Below are 18,738 nucleotides of genomic sequence, written 5' to 3'. Positions count from 1 at the left end.
TGAATACTTATTGGAGTTGAATAATCACAAGATATATGATAAAAAAAGTAGAAAAAAAGGTGGTTTTTGGAATTCGTTGTTCGTTAAAAATCCTCCTATCCTGCAAAAGAATTCAAATCTTTGTTATTTTTGTCTTAAGTGGTTCAAAATCAATATCAATTCATATTTTGAATCAAATAAAAATAATATTCACAAAAACTTAATGATAAATGAAGACCCTATCGATTACACTTTTTCTTACATTAATTTCTTTGATTTCATTCGCCCAAGAAAACAAAGCCAATCAACAGCATCTGACATTTAAGGGTATTGCCATTGATGGGAGACTTAATGACTTTGTAGCGAAATTAAAAACGAATGGATTTACGTTCTTAGGAACAGAAGAAGGTATAACAATGCTTCAAGGAGATTTTGCCTCTTACAAAAACTGTCTTGTTGCAGTATCAACTTTAAAGCAAAAAGATCTTGTAAGTAAAATTTCAGTTATTTTTCAAGAGAAAAAAAACTGGGCTTCACTCTCAAATAATTATTTCTCCTTAAAAGAATTATTGATTGAAAAATACGGAGAGCCATCTGCAGTCGTAGAAGAGTTTCAAACTCGTATGCAACCGAATGACGATCAAATGAAAATGCTTTATGTTAATACTGATCAATGTAAATATTATACTTTTTTTGAAACTGAAAAGGGAGATATTGAACTTTCAATAACCAAAACAGGATCGGATGGATGCGTAATATTAAGATACTTTGATAAAATCAATGGTGAAACAATAAGGAAAGAGGCTATTAAGGATTTGTGAAAACCAATTATTTCATGTACTTACTTTCACTTTCGACAACTTTAAAGAAAATTGAAGTACAATATGCCAAACCTCCCAGACCATTTAGTATAATAAAATCAATGCTAATGAACAACCACCACAAAATCTCAAGTATCACATTTTCAATTTATATCCTTATATCTTTTTATGTATTTGGAGGAGGGATTGTAAACTCACTAGTCGCTTACAGAACATGGCGTCATGTAGGTGCAGAAGAATTTCCCAAATTTCATCATGTTGACAGTCAACTTATTATTCCACTATTTGTAATATTTTTCTTTTTATCTTTTATCCCTCAAGTACTATTATTTTGGTTTAGGCCTAGAGCTATTCCAAGGTGGATGGTATTATTGGCATTGACATTTAATTTGATAGTTTTAGTATCAACTATAACTGTTCAAATACCTATTCAAACAAAATTAGATCAGGCATTTTCTCTTGAATTAATAGATAAACTTATTTCAACTGATATGATATGGAGAAGAATTCCAATGTTTTTGTTGGCAATAATTAATTTCTCGATGTTATATAATGTGGTGAGTCGTTCTGACAAATAACAAATATTAAATTTAGTTTTTATAAATTTTAAAAAACATCGTTTTATTAAGCTAATTGACACCCCGGCTATCGCCACAACTCTATCAGAGCTGAAGTTCTAGACTTTATTTGAGCTTCTAATAATATTATTGAAAAACAACATTATTCCCTTAAGGTGCATTAAAAAATCTATATTCTTTTCAAGTACGTATTTAAAATATGTACAAAACAATTTTCTTTTTCCTCCTCCTACTTCCTCTAATATCATTTTCCCAGAGGATCAACAATCAGATCTCCTACAGAGACATGAACTCAGATGCTTATATGAGGCTGAGTTACGACAATGATTATTTTACCGGAACCGACAAATATTATACACAAGGAATAAATCTGGAAGTGGTAAGTAACAGTTTGAGAAAGAATCCATTGAATTTCTTGTTGCTTAGAAGGGATGATAAATATACAAAATACGGCATCGCAGTTGATCATTTTGGTTTTACGCCGACGAGTATAAGGAGCAGTGAGATTCTGCAGGGAGACAGACCTTTTGCCGGTAATCTGAGTCTAAAAAGCTTTAATGTAGTGTATGATGCCGAACGAAACAATATTTATACTTCCTCAATTACATTGGGAGTTATCGGCAGTCGGGCAGGCGGAGAATGGATGCAAACCACTATTCACGAAGCTATTGGCGATCAATTACCCATCGGCTGGCAATTCCAGATCGCTAATGATGTTATCATCAACTATGAAGTGGCAGTGGAAAAACGATTATACACTTATTACGACAGTTTCCTATTCAATGTATCTGCCGGGGCCAATGCAGGAACACTGAGTGATAAGGTACATGGTGGTTTTAATTTTAGATTGGGAAAGTTAAAACCGGAAATTATTAATGAAAAAACTAAAGGTTTGCAATTCTATATTTTCTGTGAAAGTCTGGTCAATGCGATCGGTTATGATGCGACGATGCAGGGAGGAGTATTCAATCGATCCAGCCCATATACCATTGCCGCCAAGGACATCAAAAGACTCACCTTTCAGCAAAATTTTGGTGTTGTGCTGAATTTCAGAAAAATATATTTGGAGTATTTTCAATCATTGCTAACGCCGGAATTTAGAGGTGAAAAGATGCATCGGTGGGGTGGGATTAAGATTGGTGTGAAACTTTGATGTTTGATGTTTGATGTTTGATGGTTGGGGTTTGGCTGTCGAAAATGGAGCTGAATGGCGCTTTTGCGCTTTAGCGCGTTGGCGTTTTTGCTTGTTACGTAAAAAAGTTTATTCTTGGGATCTGGTGCACTGACGGCTGGTTAACTGGTGTACTTTCTCCTAATGGTGCACTTTGCTTCTTTGCTAATCATACTCCATTATTTATCCTCATTTCTTCGTAAATGTCCGTTGTGGAAACTATGTTGAAAAGCATATAATTTTAAAGATAATCACGATTTTATATCCATTTACACATAATTCAAAGTAAATTGCAGGAATCTATTTACCTGGATGTAACGGATTGCCTTCAGATTTAATAATAAAACAAAATGAACCTAAAAGACACAGCATATAAACAATGGCTTACCGAACTAAAAACTAAAATCCGTTCTACACAGATAAAGGCCGCCATTGCTGTAAATACTGAACTGATTCTATTTTATTGGGAACTGGGAAGGATGCTTTCGGAGAAACTGTCTCAAAGTAGCTGGGGTGATAAAGTTTTAGAAACTCTTTCTAAAGATTTACGTGATGAGTTTCCGGAAATGAAAGGGTTTTCGGTTTCCAATCTAAAAACTTGCAAATTATTTTTTGAATATTTTAGTTCACTGCTTGTGAACGAAAATGAAGACCTAAAATCATTAATTAGTTCACAGCTTGTGAACCAATTGCAAATAGCTGATAATCAATATAATGAATTTAATTATCAGTTTACTGACCGATTACAGGAAACCTTTATAAAAGATATAGTTGCAAAAATACCATGGGGGCACATTAAAGTAATTATTACGAAAATAAAAAAATTTCAAGATGCTATCTTTTATATTCAAAAAATAAAGGAAAATAACTGGAGCAGGGATGTATTGACATTACAAATAAAATCTAACCTTCACAATAGAAGAGGCGCATCCATCACCAATTTCAACAAGACGCTGCCTGAAGCCCTTTCAGACCTTGCTCAACAAACATTAAAAGATCCTTACATATTTGATTTCTTGCAATTGAGCGAAGGATACAAAGAAAAAGATATAGAAAACCAATTAGTGAGTCACATTACAAAATTTTTGATGGAGCTTGGTAAGGGTTTTGCTTTCGTGGGAAAACAATATCACTTAGAGATTGCCGATAACGATTATTATATAGACTTACTTTTTTACCACATCAAACTCAAATGTTATGTAGTAATTGAGTTGAAGAATACAAGATTCATACCGGAATACGCAGGTAAACTTAACTTTTATTTATCAGCAATTGATACGTTGATAAAACAAGAAGATGACAAACCAACGATTGGAATTCTATTATGCAGAGATAAAAATAATATTGAAGCTGAATTTGCACTGAGAGACATTAACAAACCAATGGGCGTAAGTGAATTTCAATTCACAGCTCACTTACCGGAAAATCTTAAAAGTAGTTTACCAACTATTGAAGAAATTGAAAACGAATTCAAAAATCTGGATCAATGAAACTTTGCAGAGATATCAGGTTAGAAAAAGTTTCTTAATTTTAACAATTAAATATATTTATAAGGTATAAAAAATGAACATTCCTCCGTACCCCACATTTCCCATCCTTCAAGGTCCATGCATGACTTTGCGTCAGATCAAAGAAGCAGACATGGCGGATGTATTGGAGATCTCATTTTACGATAGTAAACCTGCATCTACAATAGCTGGCGCGTGGGATATGCAACAAAAAATAGATCTGGACTATCAAAACGGTATATCTATTCATTGGGGTATTGCACATCCTGTGACTGACGAGATCATGGGCAGCCTTGGTTATTACAGAGGTTTTGAAAATGGTGTTGGGGAGATTGGCTGTGTGTTGCGGCCGAAATATCGTGGTCAAGGCATTATGAATTTGTCGATACAACTTATTGTAGGATTTGGATTGGATATCATGGGTTTGAATAAAATTTCAGCTACTACTTCATTAGAAAATAAACCGGCGCTGAAGTTGTTGGAGAAGTTGGAGTTTGTGAGGGGGGAAGAGAAGGAGGGGAAGGTGGAATATGGAATAGATGCTAGACACTAGATGCTAGACACTAGAGGTCAGAGGTCAGAGGTCAGAGGTCAGAAGATTTTTAGAAATTGCGGTAAATAATTGACTTATTCACCGCAAATATGCGGTGAATACGTTTTATTGCAGTCCAAATAGAAGGTATTTTGAGGCAAACAAGTGAAGGAGGGAGGAGTACTAATTATGAATTTGGAACAGATTCTAGACAAAAACAATGGGAAAGGGGTTTTAAATTGAATTATGTTGATGAAAATAAATAAAGAAGATTTGATTAGTTCAATTTGTTACACTGAATTGGTGTACGGAAGAATAAATAAAAAACTAAATCTATGCCTTTCAAATTCGGAAATCGAAGCATTAATTATTGATTTAATAATTGAAACAGATGATCGGAATTTTAAAAGAATAGGTAAGAATATATATGTGCTAAACTTTTACAATAAAATTAGCATCACAATTAATTCGAATACAAATAGAGTAATCACAGTAGATCGGATGAAAAATTAATAAGAATTGCATTTGGCCAATAAATACAACGTTGTATTTTCGTAATTGAAAACCATATTGATTAATATGCAAAGAAATTCAATCCTTGCCGCAAGACTCCGGGAGGTTTTACTAGACGGGCTCTGGATCGCAAACACTAATTATAAGTCACAAATCACGACAATTTCGTGGCAACAAGCTATACAGAAAGTTGGTGATCTGAATAGCATCGCTGCTTTGACCTTTCACATTAATTATTACCTGGATGGGCTGTTGAGAGCTTTGGAAAGCGGGGTATTAGACATTCACGATAAATTTAGTTTTGATATGCCTCCAATTAATTCTGAAGATGATTGGCTAAAATTAAGAAATGAATTTATTAAGAATGCCGAGTTGTTTGTTAATAAGGTCAAGGACATGGATGAAAGCATGACGGATGCACCATTTATTGATGAAAGATACGGAACTTATGAAAAAAATATAAACGGCGTTGTGGAGCATTGCTATTATCATTTGGGACAAGTGGTGATAATTAGGAAGATGTTGGGACATCAGTAATCAGTAATCAGTAATCAGTAATCAGTAATCAGTAATCAGTAATCAGTAATCAGTAATCAGTAATCAGTAATCAGTAATCAGTAATCAGTAATCAGTAATCAGTAATCAAAAGTTTATTTGAGTACGTTGAGTTCATTTAATCTCCATTTATAATTTTATTTTAAATCAAAATTATAGTAAAGTTTCGAAAACAACAAACATCAAACAACAAACTGATAAAATAATTATCCAATGAAAATAGACATTGAAAAACATTACAAATTAATTTTCGGCTCAATCTATCCACTTTATGTGGCAAAGGTGGAAAGAAAAGGTAAGACTAAGGAAGAGCTTGATGTGGTTATTTCATGGCTTACAGGATATGACCAAAAAGCAATTCAACATAGGATTGATAATAGGACTAGTTTTCTGGAATTTTTTCAGCAAGCACCTGCTATTCATCCTAATGCCTCTAAGATTACCGGAGTTATTTGTGGCATCAGAGTGGAAGAAATTGAAGATGAAATTGTTCAGAAAATAAGGTATCTGGATAAGTTGGTGGATGAAGTTGCTAAGGGGAAAGCGATGGAGAAGATATTAAGGAATTAGGAGGGGCGCATTGGGTTGTTAGCGCTTTGGCGTATTAGCTTGTTGTGGAAAGAGTTTATTCTGTTCTTTGATTGAATGCTTAGATTATTAATTAAATTAACTCTGGAATTATGTCTACCATAATTTTTCTGACTACTGGTTTCTGATGTCAAATTCAATTTTTAATATTTCGTTCGTTAATACATGTTTTTGCGTTTAACATAATAGATAGTTATATGGAGCAAATAAGTCTCCGCAAACTGGCCCGCTGGAAATTATCACTGGTGCACTCTTTCTGGTTAATTATAATACTATTTACTATAATACTATCCTACTATTTAAATCAATGCTTTTTAAACAATAGCGTTATTGGCTTAAGATAGTAGTTCTTTTGACCAAATCCTCCGACATCATTTAGATATCTTTTTGAGTACAGGATTTCTGAAGTTTTATTGTCGAATACAACAATCCAAACTGCACTTTTTTCAGCTATTTTATTCATGCTTTCTACTATGAACACAAAACCTTTGTTTCCCTTATCAACCTTGGAAAGCTTCGTAATGTGTTTTGCAAGTTGCTTTTCATCCCATTGGGGATTATAACTTGCTTCATTGCTATAGAAATTGTCAATATCAACAGTTGAATTCACCTTGTCAGTTGAAGCAATAGCTTCTGTCAGGGATGAAATATTGAAATATTTTTGGAAATCAAATTTCTCCGGTTGTGAAATAACGGTATAATTCATTCCTGGCATGACTGTAGATACAAATACGGCCTCAGGTGAAGATCTGTCTCCTATCAGTTTAGATGCCGACATGTCAATTCCATAATAAACAACTTTGTCAGAAGGTTTTAGAACAGAATTAATTGTCTGAGCAAATAATCCATTAGATATAAATAATAATATAATCGTTGAGAATAAGAATTTATTGGCGTTCATGATTTTGTTGTTTGTATTTAAATAAAACCAAATTTAATAATTTTATACGATATACGTTTTGGCTTAACACCTTCTTATTTTATCATAATGAAATTCTGAAATACTCGCATGCTGGTATAATGCATTAGTATATTTATAAGGGTGTTGATGTGTCACGGGAAACAGCAAGCATTTCCCCTACAATACCTACTTACCGAAATACTGGTTAACTTTAATACTCTAGTTCACATGGCCACATTTACCACACACATGCGCCTCTTCATTCGCATTGTAATCCTGGATGGCAGATTTGATCTGGGTACCAATGTCTTTAAGTTCGAAGCCGGATTGAAAAATTGGTGCGCTGCAATTATCGCAAAACCATAATAGTTTATCCACTTCTCCTTGATTGCGATGACGTTCGATGACAAGGCCAACTGTATCAGCGGGACGTTGCGGAGAATGTGGAATGCGCGGAGGAAGCAGAAACATTTCCCCCTCTCTGATCGGAATGCGTTCCATATTACCTTCTTCATTTATTATCTTTACTTCGATATCACCTTTGATCTGATAGAATAATTCTTCACCTTCCTCATAGTGATAGTCTTTCCGCCCATTTGGTCCACCGACGACCATGACGATAAAATCTTCGTTATCCACATATATTTGTTTGTTGCCGACAGGAGGCTGAAGCAGGGCTTTATTTTCGTCAATCCACTTGTGCAGATTAAATGGTCTTGCGATCATGTTAAGTTGTTTTTATCAATAAATTTAGAGACATTTGGCATAAATTTATAATAAAGTTTTGGAATCAACATTTGAAAAGGTTCTGATCAAATTTTAAAAATGAATATTTCTCTTAAAAATAAATATGCCCTCGTCTGCGGCGGAAGCAAAGGTATTGGACTAGCGAGTGCCATTGAACTTTCAAAACTTGGGTGCAACGTCACTTTGTTGGCGCGAAATCCGGATAGTCTAGGAGAAGCAATTAAACAATTAGATAAGTCACAAGGGCAAATACATCGCTTTATCTCTGTTGACCAATCCAACCCAACAGAAGTTAGTAAAAGGCTTTCGACCATTGGTCAAGGCTTTCATATATTAGTGTTGAATAGTGGAGGACCGAAAGGAGGTAGGATGATAGATGCGAGTTTGGAAGACTTGCAGATAGGTTTCGATAGTTTATTACTTTCCAATCAGGTCATTGTGAAGCATAGCTTTGAATATATGAAGAAGGCTGACTTTGGTCGAATCATAAATATTATTTCGATAGGTCTAAAAGAGCCGATTGTTGGTCTCGGTGTATCCAATACCATACGTGGTGCCGTGGGAAATTGGTCCAAGTCACTCGCTTATGAGTTAGGACCACACGGCATTACTGTCAACAACATTCTGCCGGGATATACTATGACTGATCGCCTCTCTAAGTTAATGGATTCGCGGGCTCAAGACAGAAATATGGATGTCGATGCACTTATCGAAACTTATGTAGAACAAATTCCTGCCAAACGCCTTGCCACACCTGATGAAATCGGCAATGTAGTGGCCTTCATCGCTACTCCTGCTGCAGGATACATCAATGGCATCAATCTTCCTGTAGATGGGGGATATTTAAAAAGTCTATAACCTAAAATTAAAATATCATGAAAATTAATAACGAAACAGAATACGAAGAAGCAGTTGCAAAATTGCTCTCTATTTTCAAATCTTCTGAAAATGCTCAGGAATCAGAGGAATTATTTCTAGCCATCAGTGAGTATGAAGATACCATCATGCCGCTTGAAGATGGGGAACCGTTGGACGAAGCAGTGATCGATGTGGAAAATAAGACGATTGGTTAAGCAATGGGTGGTCGGGTGATCGGGTGATCGGGTGATGAGGTGATATGGTGATGGGTAATGGGTAATGGGTAATATTCCTGGGCCTCCACTCTAATTTCTGATTTCTGACTTTATAAATCAGTAATCGGTAATCAGTAATCGGCAATTCCTCCGTCGAAGATTATCTACAATTAAAAGGAAAAGCACAATCTGTGCACAAAATTTAGTCGAAGATTAAATTCTCTTTGAGAAATTTCCTTAGCAATTGTTCATGAGCTATATCTCTGTGTAAATTACCTATTAAAGAAAATGTGAATTAATATATCTCAATTCAGCATTAATATCTTTGAATTAATGGTTCTTTTACTAGGGTGTTTGTTTTGAAATAAATAACCTTTGTGTTTAAAAAAATCTGTAATCAGTGTTCATCTTATATAATTTCTGACTTCTAACTTTATTAATTGATTATCAGTAATCGGTAATCGGTAATCGGCAATTCCTCCGTCGAAGATTATCTACAATTAAAAGGAAAAGCACAATCTGTGCGCAAAATTTAGTCGAAGATTAAATTCTCTTTGAGAACTTTCCTTAGCAATTGTTTATGAGCTATATCTCTGTGTAAATTACCTATTAAAGAAAATGTGAATTAATATATCTCAATTCAGCATTAATATCTTTGAATTAATGGTTCTTTTACTAGGATGTTTGTTTTGAAATAAATAACCTTTGTGTTTAAAAAAATCTGTAATCAGTGTTCATCTTATATAATTTCTGACTTCTAACTTTATTAATTGATTATCAGTAATCAGTAATCGGTAATCGGCAATTCTTCCGTCGAAGATTATCTATATCTCAAATTTTGAAACGTTTGTAAAAAATTTAGTAAAATCTGCATACTCCTTTAAATCCATAACTTTGTTGGAAGGCAAGCATGATTCAGAAAAGTATCTTAGTAATCTTCCGGAGCCTTCATTCTAATTTCTGACTTCTAATTTCTACCTTCTGATTTCTGACTTCTGACTTCTTCTTCGTAGCTATTCTATCACTCTTTGATCGTGTAGTACATTAAAAAGTGCCTTGAAATTATCTACTTCTTCTCTGTTTATTTCGTAAATGAAGAGGCCGGATTCGTTGATATGTTCAGCAATTAATTCTCCCATCGGATTCACGACCGTGGAGTAACCATTGTGGTCTTTCCCGGTTCCATCTACACCTACTCTGTTTACTCCAATTACAAAAGCCTGATTTTCTATTGCTCGAGCTTTGAGCAAAGCTGACCAATGTGAGATCCTTTTTGCAGGCCAATTGGCAGGAAAAATTAATAAATCAGCTTCCTCCTTATTATAACACCAGGTCGGAAAGCGCAAATCATAACAAACAAGTGGCTTGATCTTCCATCCTTTTAATTCGAAACTGATATTTTTAGTACCACGAGTGTATACCTTTTCTTCACCAGCCATGGTGAATAAATTATGTTTGTCGTAGCGAGCAATGATGTCGCCTTGGCTTGCTACAAAACAGCGGTTGTAATATTTGCCATTCTCTACAATTGCAACAGAACCTATTATAGTAGTTTGCAATTCTGCCGAAGCTTTGCACATCCAGCTGACCGCATTCCCATCTTCACCTTCAGCGATGCACGCAGGATCCATGCTGAATCCTGTGTTGAACATCTCTGGAAGTATGATGAGATCCAAATCAGTCATGCCATTTAATAAGCCATCTATTTTTTCAATATTCGCTGGGGTATTTTCCCAGACGATGTCCATCTGAACCAGTCCCAACTTTAAATTTTGCATAAGATATCTATTGCTTTTTGTAAAGTCTCTTCTTTTTTGGCAAAACAGATCCTTGCGATTTTTGGATCATAACCATTCGAGTAGAATGGAGAACAAGGGATAGTGGCAATACCTTTTTCAAAAACTAATTTTCTGGTGAATTCAATAGAAGGTAAATCTGAAATACTACTATAGTCTAACATCATAAAATAGGTGCCTTCACAGTCCAATACTTCCCAATTACTGTCTTTCAAGCCAGCTTTTACGAAGTCTCTTTTTGCCTTATAATCGGAATTCAAAATTTGTGGGTCAAAATGATTTTCAAGATAAGATGCAACACCCATTTGTATGGAATGATTGGTGCAAAAGACAGAGAATTGATTGACTTTACGCATAAGATCTGTCACGTTTTGAGGTGCAATACAATATCCAATTCTCCATCCGGTAACATGCAAGGACTTTCCAAAACTAGATACAACAATGCTTCTTTCAATCATTTCAGGTCTGGAATGTATTGAAATATGACCGGTCGGAGTATAGTTTATAAATTCATACACTTCATCTGAAAGGATAAAGCAATTTGTTCCCGATACCAACTCTTCTAGTGCATCCAGATCTTCCTTACTCCAAACTTTTGCTGTTGGATTGTGGGGATTGTTGATGACGATCATCTTTGTTTTTGATGAAAATGCCTTTCTGACTTCGTGCCAGTCGATATCGAAATTAGGAGATTCTAATTGGAGCGGGATGACTTTTCCACCCACAATTTCAATGGCGGGAGCATAACACTCATATGCAGGTTCAAATATTATAACCTCATCGCCAGCGCTTATCAATGCCTGCATTGCGAGGTATATAGCAAAGGAGGCACCTGGATAAACAGTTAATTCTTCATCTCCATTGACTTCTCTACCATAATTATTGAATACAAGAGTTTCTATTTGTTTGTGCAAATTTACGGCACCCATTGGCCGGGAATATTGATTATATCCATCCTTCATAGCCAGATCCACACAAGTTATCAGCTTTGGGTCTGTCGGGAAATCCGGAAAACCCTGAGCCAGGTTTAAAGCGCCATGTTGCAATGCTAGTCCAGTCATAGTGCTAAAGATGGAAGGCCCGTATTTGCTCAATTTGTCGATCATTTACAAATGTAGGAAAAAAAGGGAATGTAGTGCCATTTACAATATATGATTAAATATCCTTATATATGCACTTGCTTTGATAATACTGAAAGACAATAACATTCAAGAACCGTTCGCAACCGTTGCCAACCGTTGCGTTCATATTGTTCTGATTAACAATATATTACAACCACCCCCGTTTACCAAAAACAGACATTTATAAAGCAATTATTATTAAGAACCTTACCAGTAATCGTTCTTAGAATATATATAGACCATAACATTGAAGAACCGTTCGCAACCGTTGCCAACCGTTGCGTTCATATTGTTCTGATAACAATATATTACAATCACCCCCATTTACAAGAATCAGACTTTTTATAAAGCAATTGTCGATTCACCTCCTCATCTGTCCCATCACCAATAATCGCCTTTAAAACATTCTTTGAGATTCTACTCACTTTTACTGTTCCTTGTACACTGTTCCCCTATATTAAAATCAAGGGATATTGAACGCGAAGATGTTAGATTCCTTAAATTATTGATCATTATCAAATAAACCAGTGGAAATTCAAAACACTCTATTGTTCAACATCCAGCATTTATCATTCTCTCAAAAATAGCCCGCCCTTCCGATCTTGCGATACCGCCAGCTTTCTGCTCGCCATTCGCTACTCGCTGTTCGCTTCCTCACCTTCTCACCTCCTCACACTCTCACATCACCCATTAACACTCAATTAATTATCAAATTTAAAATCCAACATACTTTTTTCGTAATTTGCAGCCATTAAGCAAATATGATGGTGAAAAATAAATTAAATTTTTTGGGGCTGGTCATCGCTCTTATGTTAATGCTGGGTGCTTGCTCCACGCAGCGTCTTGCCAAGATCGAACCTACATATACAGTAGTAAATGCTGATGCCGCTGAAACAGACCCTGCAGTAGAGGCCGTATTAGTCAAATATCGGGAGCAACTCAGTGCTAAAATGGACATTATCGTCGGCCATACTGATGAACCAATGTCAAAAGGACGTCCGGAAAGCAAACTAGGTAATCTTATAAGCGATGTCATGCTGGATGCTGCCATTGAACAAAGTAAGCTGGATGTTAATTTTGCAATACAAAATCTGGGTGGGATCAGAATACCTACGCTTGGTGCAGGCGATATAAGAAAAGGACTCATGTACGAGATCATGCCTTTCGATAATGAAATCGTAATCGTTAGAGTTAAAGGAGACAAAGTCCTTTCGTTGATGAAAAGAATAGCTGAACAAGGCGGGGTGCCGGTCAGTCGAGGTATACAAATGGTAATCGAGAAACAGAAGATGGCCAGTTTGTTGGTTAATGGCGAGGCCGTCGATCCTAATAAAGACTACCTGATTGCTGTTAACGACTTTATGGCGACTGGAGGAGATGGATTTGAGGAATTAACTGCAGGTGATCATATTTTAACAGGCATATTGGTACGAGATGCCCTCACGAATCACTTTTTAATGATGCAAGCTAAAGGGCAATCCATCACCGCTCGTATTGAAAAAAGAATTGTTGATTAAATAAATCTAAAAACAATGAACAGAAGAAAATTCCTATATAATATGTCACTCACAGGAGCGGCAGTGTATGTTTCCGGTTTTTCTAACAGTCTATTCGGAATGGACAAAGGCCAGATAACCAAACTTACTATTCTGCATACCAACGATGTACACAGCCGTTTGGACCCATTTCCAATCGATGGTACGAAATACCAGGGACTTGGAGGGGTAACCAAAAGGGCTGCCTTGATCAAAAAAATACGCACTGAAGAGAAAAATGTCTTGTTATTTGATTGTGGTGATATTGTACAAGGAACTCCTTATTTCAACATGTTTGGTGGAACTCCGGAGTATGAAATGATGAATGCCATGAAGTATGATGCTTCCACTTTGGGAAACCATGATTTCGATACTGGAATACAGAAACTTGCAGATCTTCAAAGTCTTGCGACTTTTCCAATGATCAATTGCAACTATGACCTCAAAAATACTCCTATGAATGGCTTGACAGTTCCTCACAGAGTCTTTGTGAAGGATGGTCTTAAGATTGGAGTTTATGGCGTTGGTATTGATTTGAAAGGATTGGTGACAAGCAAACAAACCGGAGAGCTTGTTTATCACGATCCAATAGAAATGGGCAATGCGGCAGCAGCTATCTTAAAGCATGAAATGAAGTGCGATCTTGTCATCTGTATTTCACACTTGGGTTACAAATACAAAGAGAATAAGGTCAGCGATGTCATTATGGCTCAGAATTCCAAAGATGTGGACATTATTTTAGGTGGTCACACACATACTTTTCTTGACAAACCCGACCTTATCAAAAATAAAGAAGGTGAATTAGTTATGGTCAATCAAGTTGGTTGGGCCGGAATTCGACTAGGCCGACTCGATATCACATTCGAAAAAGGTGGTAAAAATTCATGTGTATCTTGTGATAATATGTGGGTAAGAAACTAATATTGATAATAATTCAACGTTAAGTTCTGAATACTAAAACTTATATATATTTGATAAAATAGAATATAAGTTTTTACGCATAAATATTTAGAATTTAGTTTGTTAACCGCTAAACTTTATGGATATTTGTCGCCCGTCCCAACTCAAAACCTGTTTTTATTTTATTGTTAAAACTACTATTTTTCCCTGATATCTTGAATATAAAGGGAAGATTGACTTTTAAACGATTATAATTTGTGATTGAATTAATGCCTAGAAATCATACATCTATTTGGAATGATTGTCTTGCCCTGATAAGTGAGAATATTACTGAGCAAGGGTTTAAGACTTGGTTCCAGCCTATCGTGCCCATCCGGTTCGAGAATGATGTATTGACCATACAGGTACCCAATCAATATATTTATGAGATGCTGGAGGAGCAGTATCTAAGTATCTTAAAGAAAGCAATCCGAAGTACAATAGGCAATCAGGCCAAACTTGAATATGAGATTCCGATGGAGAAGGAAAGCCCCCATGCGAGCAATCATTATAATAAAGAAAGTGAAGAAAGCAGCATTGGTAAAGAGCCATTCGATCTAGAAAAAATCAAGAATCCATTCGTCATTCCAGGCATTAAAAAAGTAGCCTTTGAAACAGAACTTAATTCAAAGTTCCGTTTTGACAATCTAATTGAAGGCAAATGCAATAAATTAGGCCGTTCTGCAGGTTTAGCGATAGCCGAGCGTCCGGGCACCACTTCATTTAACCCATTATTTATATATGGTGGTTCAGGACTTGGAAAGACCCACTTAGCTCAAGCAATTGGTAACGCTGTCGTAGAAAAATATCCTAAAAAAAGGGTTAAATATATCTCTTGTGAGAAATTCACCAATCAGGTAGTATATGCTATCAAGAACAGAAACATTGGAGATCTTTCTCTAATGTATCAATCTTTGGACGTATTGATCCTTGATGATATTCAGTTCCTCAGCGAAAAAGAAAAGACACAAGAAGTATTCTTCTTTATCTTCAACGAACTTCATCAATCACAAAAACAGGTTATTATTACTTCCGATCGAGCTCCAAAAGACTTGGGAGGAATGGAAGACAGATTGATCTCCCGATTTAAATGGGGATTGACAGCAGAGATGGAAGCTCCAGATTTCGAAACCAGAGTTGCGATCGCTGAATCCAAACTTGAAGCTGAAGGATATACGGTACCTGAAAATGTGCTGGAATTCATCTGTTACAATCTTCAAAGCAACATCCGTGAACTGGAAGGAATGCTTATCTCATTGATTTTTGAATCCTCTTTGGACAAACGAGATATTGATATGGCTCTTGCCAAAGAAGTCATTCAGAAATTTGTCAATCAGCTGAACAAAGAAATTACTGTAGAAAATATTCAGGCACTCGTCGCAAATCATTTTCATGTTCCTATTGATAAATTAAATGGGACAAGTCGCAAACGTTCGATCGTCATTGCACGTCAACTTTCAATGTATCTTGCTAAAAATTTTACTAATAATTCGCTCAAAAGTATTGGCGACAGTTTCGGCGGTAAAGATCACAGCACGGTGATTTATTCTTGTAAAGCTGTTCAGGACATGATGGATACCGATATCTCTTTCAAGGGTACAGTGGCGGAATTGGAAAAGAAGGTGAAGATGAGTCTAAGTGGAGTGTAATGAAAGAAATGTTAGATGTTTGATGTTTGATGTTTGAAGTTAAATTTCCTACTGGTATTTTAAGTTATGGCGAACACCAATAGTTTTACAAAAATTTAAGAAAAAAAGCTGTTATACTCAGGAGGAGGTTTTATAAGGCTCAAATTAACCGTTGAAGGAAATTCAATGTGAAATAAAATTGTTTGTATAACTAAAAAAAAATTAGAAAAAATATTGTTTTCATCCGCCTTAAAAGAGTGTCCAGGTATCAAGCGTAAGAAAGGCCCAACCCCTTTTCACCTACAAAACAATCGACCCATATTTACAAAATTTCACCTTTCTTCTTTCCTTAGCATTCAAATATCTGGAAACTGAACAATGACCGCTGACCACTGACCACACTTTTTTATCACAGAGGATATTTACTTCAAAATAAAAGGCACCTTTAAATTGATTTGCACTGAGAAGATTTCAAACTGATTTGAGAAGCAGGATTTTATTTTTCGTTCTTAATAGAACTAAGACAAGGTGTTGATTTATACTATATTAACGTGAATAATGGATAAGAAAAAAGGCTAAATATTATAAAAATAGGAGAATATTTAATATAGTGTCTGACAAACCGAAATCAAATTCCCTGGAAAGCCAAAGAAAAAATGAGCAAAAGGGCTATTTCAACAAATAAGAATTTAGAAATCGAAAATCATGTGTCTATCAGAAAAGATGACGATTTACATTTGCTTTCATTTGAGTTCTTATACCAATTTTAAAAGATACTATAATGAATTGGTTTTAGTTCATTGGAGATCTGTTTCTGGTCATATGAGCGATTTAATCAGACACAAAACCGACTTTTTGTTCCATTGTTGATGTTTTGAAAAACAGATGTTTGGGAGCATGCGCACCAACAAGAACCCCGCCAGGCAAATGACAGGAATCAAGACACGTTGTTTCGGCGGCGGACGGCGGCGGCCGGGCAAACATCCCCCCCCCCGCCCGCCGCCCGGGGGGGGTTGGTGTGGAGGCGGGCATAAAAAAGGGGCGTCACCCCCCCCGGTCAGGGAACGGGGCGGCGGGGGGGGGGGGCCGAACACGAGTGGGTCAAGGGCGGGTCGAATCCCGAACTAAAAACCCCCCCCCCACACCACACACCCGGGCCGGGGCACCGGGGGGTTTGCGGGCCGGCCGCTCCCTGCCCCCCTCTGTTCTTCCCTTCCCCCCCACCCTACATTTAGCCCCACCCCACCCCCCCCGAGGGGGGTTTTTTGGGGTTGTGCCTAACCTTTTCCCCCCTTTTTTTTTTTAACGGGGGGGGGGGGGGAATTTTTTCCCCCCCCCAAAACCCCCGCCCCGGTTGAACCCCCCTTTTTGGTTCCGATTATCCATTACCCATTATTGACCACTGACATCTGACATCTGACAACTGACAACTGACAACTGACAACTGACAACTGACAACTGACAACTGACAACTAATTTATAACCAAATCATTAAATTTGTGTTTACCTTTTGTAATTCTATAGAATCAACATGGATATTCAAAATTTATTAGACAGAGCTTTACGTTTAGAATGGCTAACACCGGAAGAAGGTGTTTTCCTTTTTGAAAATGCTTCTACCGCAGACCTTATATATACCGGCAATGCGTTGCGACAACATCATGTTCCCGGCAATATTGTGACCTGGATTATAGACCGAAACAGCAATACAACCAATGTTTGCTTAGCAAATTGTAAATTTTGCAATTTCTATCGAATACCGGGACATGGAGAAGCTTATACCACAACGATAGAGGAATATAAAGTCAAAATAGATGAGCTTTTTGAATATGGTGGTGAACAGTTGTTGCTCCAAGGAGGGCATCATCCTGATCTCGGGCTTTCATTCTATGTGAATCTCTTTAAAGAATTAAAGTCCCTCTACCCTACTCTGAAGCTACATGCACTGGGGCCACCTGAGATAGCACATATCACTAAACTTGAAAAATCAACGCACATTGAAGTGCTTGCTGCATTAAAAGAAGCAGGCCTTGATTCACTGCCGGGCGCTGGAGCTGAAATACTTTCTGACAGAGTACGTCGACTTATTAGCAAAGGAAAATGTGGTGGAAAAGAATGGCTTGATGTCATGAGAGCTGCACACCAATTGCATCTTACTACAAGTGCAACTATGATGTTTGGCCATGTGGAAACCAATCTTGAAAGGATGGAGCATTACGCAGAATTACGTCAAGTGCAATCTGAAAAACCAGCTGATGCCAATGGTTTCCTAGCTTTCATTCCATGGCCTTTCCAGGATGAAGCAACAATGCTTAAAAAATTAAAACGTGCCAGAAATACCTGTACGGGTGATGAATATATCCGCATGATCGCCATGAGCCGCATCATGCTTCCAAATGTCAAAAACATTCAGGCGAGCTGGCTGACTGTTGGAAAAAAAGTTGGGCAATTAAGTCTCCATGCAGGTGCGAATGACTTTGGCAGTATCATGATCGAAGAAAATGTAGTTTCAGCAGCAGGTGCAGCATTCCGATTTACTGCCAATGGTATCCAGGAGGCAATCCGCGATGCAGGTTACACCCCTCAACTACGAAATCAGCAATATGGCTTCCGAGATCTTCCGGCAAATATGAAGCAACAAGAGCTGAATAAGTTGGAGATGATTGTGGATTGAGGCAGCGCTTTAGCTCATTAGCATTTAGCGCTTTAGCTTGGTTCGCATGTTGGTTCGCTGCGCTTTAGGCTTTAGGTCG

The 18,738-nt window shown here is 36.8% G+C and carries 18 protein-coding genes; 14 read left to right on the top strand and 4 right to left on the bottom strand.

Annotated elements, in window-relative coordinates:
• Positions 1-209: 209 nt before the first annotated feature.
• The 8 genes from IPI15_RS15810 to IPI15_RS15780 all read left to right on the top strand — a co-directional run bounded on the left by IPI15_RS15810 (position 210) and on the right by IPI15_RS15780 (position 6,227).
• On the top strand, positions 210-800 hold the full coding sequence (locus IPI15_RS15810; protein ID WP_287405499.1) for a hypothetical protein: 591 nt from the start codon (positions 210-212) through the stop codon (positions 798-800).
• Between the two features lie 107 nt (positions 801-907).
• Positions 908-1,378, top strand: a complete 471-nt coding sequence (locus tag IPI15_RS15805; RefSeq protein WP_287405498.1) for a hypothetical protein — start codon at positions 908-910, stop codon at positions 1,376-1,378.
• Positions 1,379-1,577: 199 nt separating this feature from the next.
• The gene (locus IPI15_RS15800) at positions 1,578-2,531 is read left to right on the top strand and encodes a lipid A deacylase LpxR family protein (RefSeq protein ID WP_287421175.1); all 954 of its coding nucleotides are present in this window, start codon (positions 1,578-1,580) and stop codon (positions 2,529-2,531) included.
• Between the two features lie 368 nt (positions 2,532-2,899).
• A complete protein-coding gene (locus IPI15_RS15795; protein WP_287405496.1) occupies positions 2,900-4,039 on the top strand; it encodes a PDDEXK nuclease domain-containing protein in 1,140 nt (379 codons plus the stop codon).
• Between the two features lie 73 nt (positions 4,040-4,112).
• The gene (locus IPI15_RS15790) at positions 4,113-4,610 is read left to right on the top strand and encodes a GNAT family N-acetyltransferase (protein ID WP_287405495.1); all 498 of its coding nucleotides are present in this window, start codon (positions 4,113-4,115) and stop codon (positions 4,608-4,610) included.
• A gap of 225 nt (positions 4,611-4,835) precedes the next feature.
• Complete coding sequence (locus tag IPI15_RS19945; RefSeq protein WP_353738780.1) at positions 4,836-5,102, top strand: DUF3781 domain-containing protein; 267 nt, start codon at positions 4,836-4,838, stop codon at positions 5,100-5,102.
• Positions 5,103-5,168: 66 nt separating this feature from the next.
• Positions 5,169-5,639, top strand: coding sequence for a DUF1572 domain-containing protein (locus tag IPI15_RS15785; RefSeq protein WP_287405494.1), 471 nt, complete (start codon positions 5,169-5,171; stop codon positions 5,637-5,639).
• Between the two features lie 231 nt (positions 5,640-5,870).
• Positions 5,871-6,227, top strand: a complete 357-nt coding sequence (locus IPI15_RS15780) for a DUF2200 domain-containing protein (RefSeq protein ID WP_287405493.1) — start codon at positions 5,871-5,873, stop codon at positions 6,225-6,227.
• A 322-nt stretch (positions 6,228-6,549) separates the two neighbouring features.
• Here the strand turns inward: IPI15_RS15780 and IPI15_RS15775 are convergent, their stop codons facing one another.
• Positions 6,550-7,146, bottom strand: coding sequence for a hypothetical protein (locus IPI15_RS15775; RefSeq protein ID WP_287405492.1), 597 nt, complete (start codon positions 7,144-7,146; stop codon positions 6,550-6,552).
• Between the two features lie 219 nt (positions 7,147-7,365).
• Positions 7,366-7,872, bottom strand: a complete 507-nt coding sequence (locus tag IPI15_RS15770) for a 3-hydroxyanthranilate 3,4-dioxygenase (protein ID WP_287405491.1) — start codon at positions 7,870-7,872, stop codon at positions 7,366-7,368.
• Between the two features lie 99 nt (positions 7,873-7,971).
• Between IPI15_RS15770 and IPI15_RS15765 the strand changes: the two genes are divergently transcribed.
• Together IPI15_RS15765 and IPI15_RS15760 are read left to right on the top strand one after the other, a co-directional pair.
• Positions 7,972-8,751, top strand: coding sequence for an SDR family oxidoreductase (locus IPI15_RS15765; RefSeq protein WP_287405490.1), 780 nt, complete (start codon positions 7,972-7,974; stop codon positions 8,749-8,751).
• Positions 8,752-8,768: 17 nt separating this feature from the next.
• A complete protein-coding gene (locus tag IPI15_RS15760; RefSeq protein WP_287405489.1) occupies positions 8,769-8,966 on the top strand; it encodes a hypothetical protein in 198 nt (65 codons plus the stop codon).
• Between the two features lie 1,013 nt (positions 8,967-9,979).
• On the opposite strand, the gene IPI15_RS15755 is transcribed toward IPI15_RS15760, so the two are convergent.
• Both IPI15_RS15755 and IPI15_RS15750 read right to left on the bottom strand, forming a co-directional pair.
• A complete protein-coding gene (locus IPI15_RS15755; RefSeq protein WP_287421174.1) occupies positions 9,980-10,744 on the bottom strand; it encodes a nitrilase-related carbon-nitrogen hydrolase in 765 nt (254 codons plus the stop codon).
• On the bottom strand, positions 10,732-11,856 hold the full coding sequence (locus tag IPI15_RS15750) for a methionine aminotransferase (protein ID WP_287421172.1): 1,125 nt from the start codon (positions 11,854-11,856) through the stop codon (positions 10,732-10,734). The genes IPI15_RS15755 and IPI15_RS15750 overlap by 13 nt, the downstream gene beginning before the upstream one ends.
• Before the next feature lie 815 nt (positions 11,857-12,671).
• Between IPI15_RS15750 and IPI15_RS15745 the strand changes: the two genes are divergently transcribed.
• The 4 genes from IPI15_RS15745 to IPI15_RS15730 all read left to right on the top strand — a co-directional run bounded on the left by IPI15_RS15745 (position 12,672) and on the right by IPI15_RS15730 (position 18,659).
• A complete protein-coding gene (locus tag IPI15_RS15745) occupies positions 12,672-13,400 on the top strand; it encodes a 5'-nucleotidase C-terminal domain-containing protein (protein WP_287421170.1) in 729 nt (242 codons plus the stop codon).
• 15 nt (positions 13,401-13,415) lie between these two features.
• Positions 13,416-14,339, top strand: a complete 924-nt coding sequence (locus IPI15_RS15740) for a bifunctional metallophosphatase/5'-nucleotidase (protein ID WP_287405485.1) — start codon at positions 13,416-13,418, stop codon at positions 14,337-14,339.
• Between the two features lie 248 nt (positions 14,340-14,587).
• Positions 14,588-16,006, top strand: coding sequence for a chromosomal replication initiator protein DnaA (dnaA, locus tag IPI15_RS15735; RefSeq protein WP_287405484.1), 1,419 nt, complete (start codon positions 14,588-14,590; stop codon positions 16,004-16,006).
• Between the two features lie 1,510 nt (positions 16,007-17,516).
• On the top strand, positions 17,517-18,659 hold the full coding sequence (locus IPI15_RS15730; protein ID WP_287405480.1) for a CofH family radical SAM protein: 1,143 nt from the start codon (positions 17,517-17,519) through the stop codon (positions 18,657-18,659).
• Positions 18,660-18,738: the final 79 nt, after the last annotated feature.

The organism is Candidatus Brachybacter algidus, assembly GCF_016707225.1.
In the GTDB taxonomy this organism is placed as follows: Bacteria; Bacteroidota; Bacteroidia; order Chitinophagales; family Saprospiraceae; genus Parvibacillus; species Parvibacillus algidus.
Note: the sequence above shows the minus strand (reverse complement) of the source record. Positions and strands in the feature narration are given on the sequence as shown.